Genomic DNA, 14,245 nt, shown 5'->3' on the forward strand with positions numbered 1-14,245 from the left:
GCTCACCCTGCCGCCTCATGGCATGAGATTCCTCAGCATGACGGTCCCTTGGCTGACCTGGTACAACTGGCCGGAGTCGCCGGACACCGCACTGGCTTCCGTGCCGCTCAACAACTTCCAGTCGGCAACGGCCGTTGCCTTGCTCACGGCATCTCGAAGATTCCTGCCGCTGCTGCGCAGCAACACCTTGTAGCCCACCCCAACCACAGGCTGCCCGTCCTCGGGAACGCCACCGATATAGCGCGCCAGTTCCCTCGGTTGCACGGCGCTGGCGACCGCCACCTGGAACACCAGATCGACCAGCCCATCCACCAGCGCCTCATCACCCTGGGCACTGGCGCAGCGCAGGTCACCTGCGCTGCCCAGGTAGATCTTTTCGACGACGACGAGCTGGGTGCTGGCGTATGGCTCGGCGAGCTCCGCAGCGTTGGAAGCCCGATTGCCCAGGCAGTCACGATCGGATTTGTCGCGTGGTTGATAGCGAATACAGAGCGCCGACCGGCCCAGGTACTGCACAGCCCTCCCCGGCGCAAAACTGCAGCCCTTGACGATGCCGCCGGAAGCGCCGCTGAACGCCGCCTCCATGTCCTGCGTCAGCGGATTCCTGCGATAACCGGCGCGGCTCAGCTCCTGTTGCAGGAACAACGACACGAAGCGCCGGTTCTCCTGGTTCTGCAACTGCCCTTGCTGGAAGAGATAGGTGCGCTGGTTGTCCAGATAGACCTGGGTGATTCCCAGGATCAGGAAGCTGCTCAGCGCGAGGGCGATCATCAACTCAACCAGGGACAATCCACCCTGATACCGCGGGCCTTCCATGGCTCACCTCCTAGATTCGAGTGCGTAATCGATAGCGGCAGATCGGCTCCGCCGCATTGGCGGCATTGGAGTCCAGGCACTCCCCCGGCCTGACCTTCCAGGCCAGTTGGATCTCCAGGACCTCCCCGGCCGCCGTGCAGCGGTTTTCCCCATCTGATCGACAGACATGAAACTCATCGACCAGCAGCTCCCTGGCGCCCGGCAGCAATGCGCTCGCCCGCTGGGCCCAGCACGCCAGTTGCTGCTCAGCAGCATTGGGGGTGTTCGCGCAGGTAGTAGGAGCGCCGGGGAAGCTCACACCGGCCGTCTTGAGATAGCCCGCCGGAATCGGCTGACCGCCACTGCGCAGGCGAATCATCTCCACCAGGTCATTCGCCAAAGCAGCCGCCGTATTGCGCTGGGCCGAGTCCTGGACGTACTGCAACGCGCGGCCTTGCAGGGCAACCATTCCCAGCAGCCCGATGCAGGTCAGCACGACCGCCACCAGCACCTCGATCAGGCTGAAGCCGAGTGCGTACTTCATGGCAGTCCCTCGCACATGGGTGAAATCACCGGATGCACGTAGCCTGCGACGGCAAAGCTGAGCGGGTCAGTCAGACTGGGATGGCGTTCGAGCGCGATTCGTCCGTGCGGGATGAAAAACAAATCTCAACCAGCGGAAGAATCGGTACGGGAAACCCGTTCACATCGCTGAACGAAACGGCCGGAGAACATAAAAAAACCGCCCCAGAGGGGCGGCATAACAAGGGATAGGGTTGAAACGGGATTCGCGGCGCTTACGACGTCTGCTGCACGATCACCGTCTGCGCCGGCATCGGCGCCGGGAAGTCGGTGCCCAGGGCTTCCTTGATGGTGCGGTTGGTGTCGAAGTAGACCTGCCAGTAGTTGTCGTTGTGGCAGTACGGACGCACCGCCAGCACCGGGCCGACCAGGTTGAACTCGAGGATTTCCACATCCACCGCAGGCTCGCTCAGTACGTTGGGAACCGCCGCGATGCGCTGCTTGAGCACGGCGACGGCCGCCTGGTAATCGGCCGCGCCGGACAACTGGGCCTTGAGGTCCACCCGGCGGAAGGCGTTGTGACTGTAGTTCTGGATGGTGTCGCCGAAAATCTTGTTGTTGCCCACCAGGGTCAGCACGTTGTCCGGGGTGTTGATCGCGGTAACGAACAGGCCGATCTCCTTCACGGTGCCAGTCACGCCACCGGCGGTGATGAAGTCGCCCACCTTGAATGGCCGCAGCACGATGATGAAGCCGCCCGCGGCCAGGTTGGCCAGCAGGCCGGACCAGGCCATGCCGATGGCGACGCCCGCCGCTGCGATCAGCGCGGCGATGCTGGTGGTCTGCACGCCGAAGTAACCGAGGATGCCGATCACCAGGAGGATGTTCAGGGTGACCGTGATGAAGGAGCCGACGTAGCGCAGCACCGTGGGGTCCACGCTCTGCCTGGAAAGCGCCTTCTCCACCATGCTCACGGCCATGCCGATCAGCCATCGACCGACCACCCAGAAGGCGATGGCCGCGAGAATCTTGATACCAAAGGCGAACGCGTACTGCGAAACCGTCGCCCATAGCGCGTTGATCTTCTCCGTACCCACATTGATGATGTTCGTATCTTCCATGGAAGCGCACCTGCGAGAGAAAGGGACCTGATGAAAGCTAGCACGGCCCCGACAGTTTGCTCGGTGTAGTGCGCAGCCTAGAGCCCTGGCGGGCTCCGGGCCATTTCCGCCTCAGCAGTCGCCGGGCATTTCGCTGATCCAGCGGTTGAGCATTTCCAGCCCCTCGCGATGCACGAGACCGCGCCCCAGCTCGGGCATCATGTCACCGGGCTTGTCGCTGCCGACGCGGTAGCTGAGCACGGATTTCTCCGGGCTACCGGGATGGATGTCCTCCAGCCGGCCGCCGGTGCCGCCGCCCGCCGCCACCGGTGGTTTGCAGACACCGTAGGCAATGGAGACCGGCGTGTGCGGATCGAGGTACAGCCCGGAGGTACGCGCCGCACCTTTCGGGTTGTGGCAGTGCGAGCAGTTGGCATCGAGGTAGCTGCGTGCCTGTTTTTCCAGGGTTTCGCCCGCGCGCGGGTGGCCCCACAGCGCATTCTGCGGCACCTGCGCCAGCGCCGGCAGGCCCTTGAGGAAGCCGCGCGCCTGCCAGTGCTGCAGTTGGTTGTCGCTGCCTTCGGCATAGGCGAAGTCCTTGTTCAGGTGGCGCGCCTTGGGCCCCAGTGGCGCGATGCCGGCGCCCTTCTGCTCGGCGTGACATTCGGAGCACTGGTTGGCATCCGGGACCATGTAGCTGAAGGCGACCTTCCGGTTGCCTTCGCCGGTGAGCTCCAGCGATTGAGTGTCGCCCGCCAGCTCCAGGCGCGCCTCGCGCTGCTCCTTGTCCCAGACGTAGGGCAGCGCCGTCCAGCCGTCCTTCTGCCGCACCAGCACGCGGGTTTCCACCAGGCGGACCTTGTCCAGCTCCAGGCCGGCCTTGGGATCACGGTCGTCCTGGCTGTTCTGCAGCAGGTTGCCCCGGGCGTCCTTGGGGTAATAGAAGGTCTTGGTCAGCACGGTGCCGACGGGATAGTCGAAGCGGTCCTCGGCGTACTGCGCGGCCTGCCCGTCCGGCATCCAGATAGTGCGCAGCTTGTGCGCGTAGTCGGTGAACAGCGGCGTATTCAGGTCGTAGGGCAGTACCTCGGCGGCCAGCGTCAGATGACCGTCCGCCAGGTGCAGCATGCCCCAGCCACTGAGTTTCTCCGGGTAATCGTCGCCCTCGGGCTGATAGCGCGGCTTGCTCTCCTGCCCGCACCCGGCCAGTCCAACGGCCAGGGCGAGCGACAACAGGAACGAAGCGTGTCCGGTCATGCCTTGCCGCCCTTCTCGCCGAGGCCGGCCTGCTCGATCTTCGGCAGCGGCTTGAGCTTGCACTGGTGCACGCTCATGTCGGTGCTGATGTTCTTGTAGCCGTTAGGCCCGTCGACGTTGACGATGCCGGCGTTGCCGTTGTCGATGCAGATCGACAGCGCCTCGGGGAGCTTGCCATCGACCAGTTTCTGCTGGTTGAAGTAGCCGTCCCAGAGGATGTCCGGCAGGCGCCCGTTGAGGCCGAACTTGGCGACCTTCAGCGCCTTGAGCTCCATGTGGTCGGGGCTGTCGCCGCCGGGACCGAAGGTGTTGCCGTGGATGTAGATGCCTTCGGGATAGGGGTCGAAGTTCGGCTGAGTGGCCTTGTCCGAATAATTGGTGCTGAAGTAGCTGCTGATGATGACGTTGGCGGTTTTGTGGTTGCCGATCTTGTTGTCGAAGATCTCCACGTCGTCGTTGGAGTTCACCACCACGCCCGAGCCCGCCGGCACGCTGGCCACCGGAGTGCCCTTGTGGCCGAAGTTGTCGTGGTTGTTGCCCTGCACGTCGTTGTTGAAGACGCGGGTGCCGCGCCCCGGCTGCTGCAGGTTGGGCATGTTGAAGACGAGGATGCCGCCGGTGTTGTCGGTGGCGACGTTGTCGTAGACGTCGGCGCCGATGGTGTTCTCGATCTCGATGCCGGCGACGTTGCGCTCGGCGCGGTTGTTGCGCACCACCACGTTGCGCGACTGGCCGACGTAGATGCCGGAGTCGGAGGCGCCGATGGCGACGTTGCCTTCGAGCAGGGTGTTCTCGGTCTGCACCGGGTAGATGCCGTAGCCGCCGTTATCGGTGGAAGCGCCGTTGGTCCACTCGGTGCGAATGTTGCGGATGACGATGTTCTTGCCGCCGATGACCTTAAGACCGTCACCCTTGGTGTCCTCGATGGCGAGGTTCTCCAGGGTGAAGTCGGAGGCGTCGACGAACAGCCCTTCGGCGCCGGCCTTCTGGTTCTTGAAGCTCAGGATGGTCTTGTCCATGCCGGCGCCGCGGATGGTCACGCCGTCCACCTTCAGGCTGAGGCTGCGGTCGAGGTGGTAGGTCCCCGCCGGGATGTCGATGACGTCGCCGGCCTTGGCCTTGATCAAGCGCGCCTGCAGGTCCTTCTGGAAATCGGCGCTAACGGCGGCGGTGGGTTTGTCGCCTTCGCCGCAGGCAGCCAGGGCAACGGAGACGGCGATCAGGGACAAGCAGGCGAGACGCATGGCGGGCACTCCGGTCTTGTTCTTATGATTCTGGAACTATAGTGCCAAGTAATTTCCATGGATAGCCCCGGAGAACAGAAAACCCGCGCCATTCGCGGGCTGCAGAGCTCCAACCGGTTGGCCACCCCCGAAATAGACAGGCCCCGCAAATGCGGGGCCTGTCTGAATTACGCGCAGGGGTATCGATGCGTCAGCGCGGAATGTTCGGCTGGCGCTTGGTGCTACGCTTCTTGCCCTTGGCGTAGCCGGTGGCCTTGCCTTCCTCGGACTTGTTCCACGGCTTGGAGCCGTCGCTGGCGCGCGGCGGCAGGCCGGTGTGCTGGGTCAGCAGTGGCTTGCCGGTCTTCTTGCTGCCCACCGGGGTGGAGTTCTTGCGGCGCGCGCTCTGGTAGCTGCCGTCACCGGTGGGCTGGTGCGTCGGGATCAGCTGGTGCTTGCCATTGCCGATCAGGTCGGCACGACCCATTTCCTTCAGGGCCTCGCGCAACATCGGCCAGTTGTTCGGATCGTGATAGCGCAGGAAGGCCTTGTGCAGGCGGCGACGACGCTCGCCCTTGACGATCTCTACACCATCGCTCTTGTAAGTGACCTTGCGCAGCGGGTTCTTGCCCGAGTGGTACATAGCCGTGGCGGTGGCCATGGGCGACGGGTAGAAGGCCTGCACCTGGTCGGCGCGGAAGCCGTTGCGCTTGAGCCACAGGGCGAGGTTCATCATGTCCTCGTCGCTGGTGCCCGGGTGCGCGGCGATGAAGTACGGGATCAGGTATTGCTCCTTGCCCGCCTCCTTGGAGAACTTCTCGAACATCCGCTTGAAGGCGTCGTAGGTGCCGATGCCCGGCTTCATCATCTTCGACAGCGGGCCTTCCTCGGTGTGCTCCGGGGCGATCTTCAGGTAGCCGCCGACGTGGTGCGTCACCAGCTCCTTGACGTACTCCGGGGACTCCACGGCCAGGTCGTAGCGCAGGCCCGAGGCGATGAGGATCTTCTTCACCCCCGGCAGGTCGCGGGCGCGGCGGTACAGCTGGATCAGCGAGGAATGGTCGGTGTTGAGGTTCTCGCAGATGCCCGGCCAGACGCAGGACGGCTTGCGGCAGTGACGCTCGATCTCCGGGTCCTTGCAGGCGATGCGGTACATGTTCGCGGTCGGTCCGCCGAGATCGGAGATGACGCCGGTGAAGCCCGGTACCCGGTCACGGATTTCCTCGATCTCGCGGATGATCGAGTCTTCCGAGCGGCTCTGGATGATCCGGCCTTCATGCTCGGTGATGGAGCAGAAGGTGCAGCCACCGAAGCAGCCACGCATGATGTTCACCGAGAAGCGGATCATCTCGTAGGCCGGGATCTTCGCGCCGCCGTACTCGGGGTGAGGCACGCGGGCATACTGCAGGCCGAAGACGTAGTCCATCTCCTCGGTGGTCAGCGGGATGGGCGGCGGGTTGAACCACACGTCGGTCTCGCCGTGCCGCTGGACCATGGCGCGGGCGTTGCCCGGGTTGGTCTCCAGGTGCAGCACGCGGTTGGCGTGGGCGTAGAGCACCGGGTCGCTCTTGACCTTCTCGTAGGACGGCAGGCGGATCACCGTGCGCTCGCGTTCCAGGCGCGGGTGCGGCAGCAACTCGACGACCTTGGCTTCGTTGGGGTCGTCCTGCTCGCCCTTTTCCTGCTCGATAGCGCAGGCGGCGGTGTCCTGGGTGTTCACGTAGGGGTTGATGATCTTGTCGATCTTGCCGGGACGGTCGATGCGGGTGGAGTCCAGCTCGAACCAGCCCTCGGGGGTGTCGCGGCGCACGAAGGCGGTGCCGCGCACGTCGGTGATCGACTCGATGGACTCGCCGGCGGCGAGGCGCTGGGCCACTTCCACCACGGCGCGTTCGGCGTTGCCGAACAGCAGGATGTCGGCCTTGGCGTCCATCAGGATCGAGTGGCGGACCTTGTCCTGCCAGTAGTCGTAGTGCGCGATGCGGCGCAGCGAAGCCTCGATGCCGCCGAGGACGATCGGCACGCCCTTGTACGCCTCGCGGCAGCGCTGGCTGTAGACCATGCTGGCGCGGTCCGGGCGCTTGCCGGCGTTGCCGCCGGGGGTGTAGGCGTCGTCGGAACGGATCTTCCGGTCGGCGGTGTAGCGGTTGATCATCGAGTCCATGTTGCCGGCGGCGACGCCGAAGAACAGGTTCGGCTTGCCCAGCTTCATGAAGTCGTCTTTGGACTGCCAGTCAGGCTGGGCAATGATGCCGACGCGGAAGCCCTGGGCTTCCAGCAAGCGGCCGATGATGGCCATGCCGAACGACGGGTGATCAACGTAGGCATCCCCGGTGACGATGATGATGTCGCAGGAATCCCAGCCCAGCTGATCCATCTCTTCCTTGCTCATGGGCAGGAATGGCGCCGGGCCGAAACACTCGGCCCAGAACTTGGGATAGTCGAACAGCGGTTTGGCGGCTTGCATCACGGGCACCGGGGTATCTCGAAATAGGTATCGCGGAAAAACGCGGGCGCGGAATATAGCACAAAAAGTGTACAAATCCGACCGGTGAACTCAGATTTAACCGGTGTTCGGTCGCCTGCCAGTGCCATCATCTGGCTATACTCCAGCCACTATCCGCAGTAGGTGCCGGGATACCCCGAGGCACAGGGAGTGCGCGTCGTGCGTCATGTTTTCATGCTGGTGCTCGCATTGCTGGTCGGCCAGGCCGCTGCAGTCGAGCTGGATTCAAAGGCCAGTGGCACCTGGCTCAACGGCAGCCTGGAACTCCTCGAGGATCGCAGCGGCGGGATGCCGTTCGACGAGGTGCAGCGCAGCCATGACTTCATCCCGGCCAACGGCCGCACCAGCGTTGGCCAGAGCTCCAGCGCCTGGTGGCTGCGCCTGGACCTCGACCGCCGGCAGACGCCGCCCGGCGGCTGGTGGCTGGAAGTGGACGCGGTCAACCTCAAGGACCTGCGCCTGTACCTGCCCGATGAGCAGGGGCACTACGTCGAGCGCCTCTCCGGCGAATCGGTACCCTTCTCCGTCGGCCGCGACCGCGGCTATCGCCGCCCGGTGTTCCAGTTGCCCGAGGGCGCCGGACCGCTGCGGCTCTACCTGCGCACCTATGACCCCGCCGGCAACTCCTTCCCGCTGCGCGTCTGGTCACTGGACGACCTGCAGGACCACCGCGCCGACACCAACCTGTTCCTCGGCGTGGTCTACGGCCTGATCGCCGCCCTGCTGCTGTACAACCTGTTCATCCTGCTGACCCTGCACGACCGCGCCTATCTCTGGTACGTGCTGACCACCGCCGCGGCTCTACTGTTCAGCCTCGGCATGACCGGCCACGGCTTCAAGTACCTCTGGCCCGAACATGCAGTGCCCTGGTGGCTGGACCGCATCACCCTGCCGTCGCTGTGGGGGCTGTGCGTGCACCGATTCACCATCACCCTGCTGCAGACCCGCCGGCACGTGCGCTGGGCGCACCATCTGTTGAACCTGAACTGCGGGCTGTACCTGCTCACCATCCTCCTCGGTGCGCTGCAGTTGCGCGGCGTCGCCAGCTGGATGCTGGTGGTGATCACCCTCATCGGCGTGCCGGCAGCTCTGGGCGCAGCGCTGACCCGCTGGCGTCAAGGCTCCCTGCCCGCCTTCCTGTACCTGCTCGGTTTCGGCCTGGTGCTCGGCAGCGTGAGCATCTCGGTGATGCGCGCCCTGGCGGTGGTACAGCCACAGCCGATCACCACCTACATCTTCCCGATCGCCGTCGCCATGGAGTCGGTGCTCTTCTCCTTCGCCCTCACCTCGCGCATTCGCAGCCTCAAGCGCGAGCGTGCGCAGGCCGTGGAGCAGGCCAACCGGGAAAAGAACGCGCGCCTCTCCATGGTGCAGAGCGCACAGCAGGACCTGGCAAAGGCCGTCGCCGAACGCACCGCCGAGCTGACCCAGAGCAACCAGTTGCTGCGTGAGCGCGAGGCCCAGCTACAGCACGCGGCGCACTACGATCCACTGACCGGCCTGCCCAACCGCCGCTTCCTGGTCGAGCACGCCGAGCAGGCGCTGGCGCGCGCCCAGCAGAACGGCGAAACCCTGGCGCTGATGCTGATCGACCTCGACCACTTCAAGCCGATCAACGACACCCATGGCCACGATGCCGGCGACTTCATGCTGCAGAACGTCGGGCACCGCCTGCGTCAGTGCGTACGCGCCAGCGATTGTGTGGCGCGGCTGGGCGGCGATGAATTCGCCGCGCTGATCACCGGCCCGGATGCCGAAGGCCATGCCCGCGAGATCGCCACCCGCCTGCTCAACGAGTTGTCGCGCCCGGTGCATTTCGACGCCCTCGAACTGCGCGTCACCCCCAGCATCGGCGTGGCCATCTACCCCAGCCACGCGATGCAGTTCAGCAAGCTGTACAAGGCCGCCGACCAGGCGCTGTATGACGTGAAGGGCAACGGCCGGGCGAGCTACGCCATCGCCAACGACAGCACTAGCGAAGGCAGCGAACTCTGGCAGGACGGCAGCAAGACCCCGGAAAGCAGTACCTGATCAGTTCCTGTAGCGACGCGGGACGCGGGCGGTGACCTTGGTCAGCAGCTCGTAACCGATGGTCCCGGCGTGGCTCGCCACCTCGTCCACCGGAAGGTTCGCGCCCCACAGTTCGACCGGGTCGCCGACCGCGGCATGGGGCAGATCGGTGAGGTCAACGGCCAGCATGTCCATCGACACCCGCCCTGCCAGCGGCACCCGCCGCCCACCCACCAGCACCGGTGTTCCGCTCGGCGCATGGCGCGGATAGCCGTCGGCGTAACCACAGCTCACCGTACCAATACGCGACGGCCGCTGCGCCACCCAGGCGGCGCCATAACCGACACTTTCCCCAACCGGCACCTCGCGCACCGCGATCAACTGCGCTTCCAGGCTCATCACCGGGCGCAGGCCCAGCTCGGCCGCGCCGATGTCGGCGAACGGCGTGGCGCCGTAGAGCATGATGCCGGGGCGAATCCAGTCCATGTGGGCGGCGGGAATGGTCAGCACGGCTGCCGAGTTGGCCAATGAACGCTGATCGAAATCCAGGTCGAGCACGCTGAGGAAGCAGGCCACCTGGTCTTCGGTCAGCTCATCGCCGCGCAGGTCGGCGTTGGCGAAGTGGCTCATCAGGTTCAGCTCGGCCACCTGCGTGGCCTGGCGCAGGCGCGGATGCCAGTCGCGCAGTGCCTCGGGCGAGAAGCCCAGGCGGTGCATGCCCGAATCCAGCTTCATCCAGACGTTCAGCGCGCTCGGCAATTGCGCGGCGAGCAGCGCCTGGGCCTGCTCCGGCCCCTGTACGGCCACATCCAGGCGCAGTTGCGCGGCGATCAGATACTCGTTCGGCTCGAAGCAGCCTTCCAGCAGCAGGATGCGGGCATCGGCGTGCAGCGCGCGCACCTCCGCGGCCTCCTCCAGGCAGGCCACGGCAAAGCCGTCGGCCTCGCCATGCAGACTGCTGACCACTTCCCGCGCGCCATGCCCGTAGGCATTGGCCTTGACCACCGCGAACGCCTGGCGGCCCGGTGCACAGCGCTTGGCCAGGGCATAGTTGTGGCGGATGGCGGAAAGATCGACGGTGGCGACGAGCGGACGCATGGCTGCGGGTCCTGAAACGAAACGGGCGCCCATTTTAAGGCGCCCGTCGGTCACGCGAAATGCGGCAGTATCACTCGTCTTCGAAGTTGTACATGCCGGGCGCGAGGTTCTCGAAGCGGCTGTAGCGACCGAGGAAGGCCACGCGCACGGTGCCGATGGGGCCGTTACGCTGCTTGCCGATGATGATTTCGGCCACGCCCTTGAACTCGGTCTCCGGGTGATACACCTCGTCGCGGTAGACGAACATGATCACGTCGGCGTCCTGCTCGATCGCTCCGGATTCACGCAGGTCGGAGTTCACCGGGCGCTTGTTGGGGCGCTGTTCCAGCGAGCGGTTGAGCTGGGAGAGCGCCACAACCGGGCAGTTGAACTCCTTCGCCAGCGCCTTGAGCGAGCGGGAAATCTCGGAAATCTCGTTGGTCCGGTTGTCGCCGGCGGAGCCGGGAATCTGCATCAGCTGCAGGTAGTCGACCATGATCAGGCCGATCTCGCCGTGTTCGCGGGCCAGGCGGCGGGTACGCGCGCGCATTTCCGAGGGTGAGATACCGGCGGTGTCGTCGATGAACAGCTTGCGATCGTTGAGCAGGTTCACCGCCGAAGTCAGGCGCGGCCAATCCTCGTCGTCCAGCTTGCCGGAACGGACCTTGGTCTGGTCGATGCGGCCGAGCGAGGCGAGCATACGCATCACGATGGAGTCGGAGGGCATTTCCAGGGAGTACACCAGGATCGCCTTGTCGCTGCGCATCAGGGCGTTCTCCACCAGGTTCATGGCGAAGGTGGTCTTGCCCATGGACGGACGGCCGGCGACGATCACCAGGTCCGCCGGCTGCAGGCCGCTGGTCTTTTCATCGAGGTCGGTGAAGCCGGTGGAAATCCCGGTCAGCGCCTCGGTGGTGTTGAACAGGTGGTCGATGCGGTCGATGGTCTTGACCAGGATGTCGCTGATCCCCACCGGGCCGCCGGTCTTGGGCCGCGCTTCGGCGATCTCGAAGATCCTGCGCTCGGCTTCGTCGAGCACCTCGTTGGCGCTGCGTCCTTCCGGGTTGAAGGCGCTGTCGGCGATGTCGCTGCTGATGCCGATCAGCTGCCGCAGGGTGGCGCGCTCGCGAATGATGTTCGCGTAGGCCTTGATGTTCGCCACCGAGGGCGTGTTCTTCGCCAGCTCTGCGAGGTAGGCAAGGCCACCCACCTGGGACAGCTGCCCCTCGCGTTCGAGCATCTCGGAGAGGGTCACCACGTCGATCGGCTGGTTGCCTTCGGCGAGCTTGTAGACGGCACGGAAGATCAGGCGATGGTCATGGCGATAGAAGTCGCCATCGGACACCGCGTCGGAGACGCGCTCCCATGCGTTGTTGTCGAGCATCAGGCCGCCCAGCACCGCCTGTTCGGCTTCGATCGAGTGCGGCGGCACCTTGAGGGAAGCGGTCTGCAGGTCGTATTGCTCGGGGACGGTGATGTCGTTCATGGGCTCTTCGTGTTGAGTGAAACGGCGGAAAAAACAAAGGGCACGGACCGAGGATCGGCACCGTGCCCATTGTTAGCGGACAGCTTCACACAGGCAAGCCGTGCGAATCGTCCTAGCGACGGATCGCTTACTCGGCGACTACAACCACGTGCAGGGTTGCATCAACGTCGGTGTGCAGTTGCACTTCGATGTTGTATTCGCCAACAGCGCGCAGGGCGCCGTCGGGCAGGCGAACTTCGCTCTTTTCCAGCGGGTAGCCGGCAGCCGAAACGGCTTCGGCGATGTCGCGGGTGCCGATCGAACCGAACAGCTTGCCTTCGTCGCCAGCGTGGGCGCCGATGGTCACGATCAGTTCGGCCAGTTGGGCAGCACGGGCTTCAGCAGCGGCTTTCTTCTCAGCAGCAGCTTTTTCCAGCTCTGCGCGGCGCTCTTCGAAAGCAGCGACGTTGGCAGCGGTGGCAGCGGTGGCTTTGCCCTGCGGCAGCAGGTAGTTACGGGCGTAACCGCCCTTTACGTTCAGCTTGTCGCCCAGGTTGCCCAGTTTGGCGATCTTTTCCAGCAGGATGACTTCCATTTGAGTCTTACCTCTTAACTTTTAACCTTCACCGTTCGCAGCTTTCTGGCGCTTCGCCAGACGACCGCGAAAATCAAACAGACTGTCGACCACGGCGACAAGACAGATCACATTGCCCAGTACGAATACCAGCAGGTACAGCGGTGCCAGCCAGAAGCCCGGAAGCTTCTTCAGCGCGACCAGCCCGTGGCCCAGTGCGATTCCGGCAAACAGCAGCGGAATCATGCACAGCGGCGCCAGCATGGTGGCCGCGGGACCTGCGAAGGGCAGTGCCACAACGCCGACCAGCAGCGCGATAGCCGTGCCCGGCGACAGGCGCAGTGCGCGGAACTCGCGGCCAAACCCTTCCGGGTTGTACAGCACTGCCTGCCAATAACGCGCCAGCATCAGGCACATCAGGCTGATCGTCTGCAGCGAGGCTGCCATCAGGCCGGTGATGGTCGGAACCATCTCCGCCTGCAGGGCGGCCAACTGTTCCGGCGAAAGCTTGGCTTCGGCCAGAATCTGCGGCAGTGCCTTGCCGAACGCATCGGCAAGAGCAGCGACCAACCCGGCCGACACCGTGCTGAGCAGCAGCACGAACACCGCACCGAGCACAACGCTCGCCAGCATCACCTGGTTCCAGGACACCTTGCTGCGCAGAACCTGCGCCAGCACGGCACTACCCACCAGAACCAGACTCACGCTGGGGTCACCCAGGTACCACCAGGCCAGTGCCGGAAGCAGCGCCCAGCCCAGGATGCCAAAGGCATCGCCGGCGCCACGGCGCAACAGCACCAGACTGCCTGCTGCGGCACCGAGCCAGAACAACGGCTGCAGTACCGCGGCTGCGACGACCACCAGGGTCGCCTGCATGCGGCCTCGCATGACAAATTCAGCCAATGCGCGCATGCGATCTATCCATCAATCCCTGTCGACTGCCCGATCAACGGCCGTGGCTGTCGGTGTAGGGAAGCAGGGCCAGGTAGCGGGCGCGCTTGATAGCGGTGGCCAGCTGACGCTGGTACTTGGCCTTGGTGCCGGTGATGCGGCTCGGAACGATCTTGCCGGTTTCGGAAACGTAGGCCTTCAGGGTGTTGAGATCCTTGTAATCGATCTCTTTCACGCCTTCAGCGGTGAAACGGCAGAACTTACGACGACGGAAGAAACGTGCCATGTGTGTGGCTCCTCAATACTGGTCCGGGATTACTCGTCAGCGCTGTCGCGGCTATCTTCGCCGTCAGCGGACTCGCCCTCGTTCGATTCGGGACGCTCACGGCGCTCACGGCGCTCGTTGCGGCTCTCTTCGGCCTTCAGCATTTCGGACTGGCCGGTAACGGCTTCGTCGCGACGGATGACCATGTTACGGATCACGGCGTCGTTGTAGCGGAAGTTGTCTTCCAGCTCTGCCAGGGCCTTGGCGGTGCACTCGACGTTCATCAGAACGTAGTGAGCCTTGTGCACGTTGTTGATGGCGTAAGCCAGCTGACGACGGCCCCAGTCTTCCAGACGGTGGACTTTGCCGCCGTCTTCTTCGATGGCCTTGGTGTAACGCTCGACCATGCCACCGACTTGTTCGCTCTGGTCCGGGTGAACCAGGAACACGATTTCGTAATGACGCATAAATGCTCCTTACGGATTGCAGCCTGCCGACAAAGCGGTCAGGCAAGGAGTGAATGATTTTTACCTTGCCGCTCGGAAGGACGCGCAAACGCC

The 14,245-nt window shown here is 64.4% G+C and carries 13 protein-coding genes; 1 reads left to right on the plus strand and 12 read right to left on the minus strand.

Annotation, left to right across the window (positions count from 1 at the left end):
- Positions 1 to 15: 15 nt before the first annotated feature.
- The 6 genes from O6P39_RS24015 to O6P39_RS24040 form a co-directional block, all read right to left on the minus strand.
- Complete coding sequence (locus tag O6P39_RS24015; RefSeq protein WP_275608882.1) at positions 16 to 816, minus strand: prepilin-type N-terminal cleavage/methylation domain-containing protein; 801 nt, start codon at positions 814 to 816, stop codon at positions 16 to 18.
- Positions 817 to 826: 10 nt separating this feature from the next.
- Positions 827 to 1,339 (minus strand): type IV pilus modification protein PilV, encoded by a 513-nt coding sequence (pilV, locus tag O6P39_RS24020; RefSeq protein WP_275608883.1) that lies wholly within the window; start codon positions 1,337 to 1,339, stop codon positions 827 to 829.
- Between the two features lie 253 nt (positions 1,340 to 1,592).
- Positions 1,593 to 2,438 (minus strand): mechanosensitive ion channel family protein, encoded by an 846-nt coding sequence (locus tag O6P39_RS24025; RefSeq protein ID WP_275608884.1) that lies wholly within the window; start codon positions 2,436 to 2,438, stop codon positions 1,593 to 1,595.
- 111 nt (positions 2,439 to 2,549) lie between these two features.
- Complete coding sequence (locus tag O6P39_RS24030; protein WP_275608885.1) at positions 2,550 to 3,674, minus strand: SO2930 family diheme c-type cytochrome; 1,125 nt, start codon at positions 3,672 to 3,674, stop codon at positions 2,550 to 2,552.
- Entirely contained in the window at positions 3,671 to 4,918 is a 1,248-nt protein-coding gene (locus O6P39_RS24035; RefSeq protein ID WP_275608886.1) for a parallel beta-helix domain-containing protein, read from the minus strand. Before O6P39_RS24035 ends, O6P39_RS24030 begins: the two co-directional genes overlap by 4 nt.
- A gap of 190 nt (positions 4,919 to 5,108) precedes the next feature.
- Complete coding sequence (locus O6P39_RS24040; protein WP_275608887.1) at positions 5,109 to 7,364, minus strand: YgiQ family radical SAM protein; 2,256 nt, start codon at positions 7,362 to 7,364, stop codon at positions 5,109 to 5,111.
- A 213-nt stretch (positions 7,365 to 7,577) separates the two neighbouring features.
- Between O6P39_RS24040 and O6P39_RS24045 the strand changes: the two genes are divergently transcribed.
- A complete protein-coding gene (locus O6P39_RS24045; RefSeq protein WP_275612023.1) occupies positions 7,578 to 9,434 on the plus strand; it encodes a GGDEF domain-containing protein in 1,857 nt (618 codons plus the stop codon).
- On the opposite strand, the gene alr is transcribed toward O6P39_RS24045, so the two are convergent.
- The 6 genes from alr to rpsF all read right to left on the minus strand — a co-directional run bounded on the left by alr (position 9,435) and on the right by rpsF (position 14,152).
- Positions 9,435 to 10,511: an alanine racemase gene (gene alr / locus O6P39_RS24050; RefSeq protein ID WP_275608888.1), complete on the minus strand. Its 1,077-nt coding sequence runs from the start codon at positions 10,509 to 10,511 to the stop codon at positions 9,435 to 9,437.
- A gap of 70 nt (positions 10,512 to 10,581) precedes the next feature.
- Positions 10,582 to 11,976 (minus strand): replicative DNA helicase, encoded by a 1,395-nt coding sequence (gene dnaB / locus O6P39_RS24055; protein ID WP_275608889.1) that lies wholly within the window; start codon positions 11,974 to 11,976, stop codon positions 10,582 to 10,584.
- A 127-nt stretch (positions 11,977 to 12,103) separates the two neighbouring features.
- Positions 12,104 to 12,550: a 50S ribosomal protein L9 gene (gene rplI, locus O6P39_RS24060; RefSeq protein ID WP_275608890.1), complete on the minus strand. Its 447-nt coding sequence runs from the start codon at positions 12,548 to 12,550 to the stop codon at positions 12,104 to 12,106.
- A 21-nt stretch (positions 12,551 to 12,571) separates the two neighbouring features.
- Positions 12,572 to 13,441 carry a hypothetical protein gene (locus tag O6P39_RS24065; RefSeq protein WP_275608891.1) on the minus strand — a complete coding sequence of 290 codons (870 nt, stop codon included), beginning with the start codon at positions 13,439 to 13,441 and terminating at the stop codon, positions 12,572 to 12,574.
- Between the two features lie 34 nt (positions 13,442 to 13,475).
- The gene (rpsR, locus tag O6P39_RS24070; protein ID WP_003095634.1) at positions 13,476 to 13,706 is read right to left on the minus strand and encodes a 30S ribosomal protein S18; all 231 of its coding nucleotides are present in this window, start codon (positions 13,704 to 13,706) and stop codon (positions 13,476 to 13,478) included.
- Between the two features lie 29 nt (positions 13,707 to 13,735).
- On the minus strand, positions 13,736 to 14,152 hold the full coding sequence (gene rpsF / locus O6P39_RS24075) for a 30S ribosomal protein S6 (protein WP_054906367.1): 417 nt from the start codon (positions 14,150 to 14,152) through the stop codon (positions 13,736 to 13,738).
- Between the last annotated feature and the right edge of the window lie 93 nt (positions 14,153 to 14,245).

It is taken from the genome of Pseudomonas sp. PSE14 (assembly GCF_029203285.1).
GTDB lineage: Bacteria > Pseudomonadota > Gammaproteobacteria > Pseudomonadales > Pseudomonadaceae > Pseudomonas.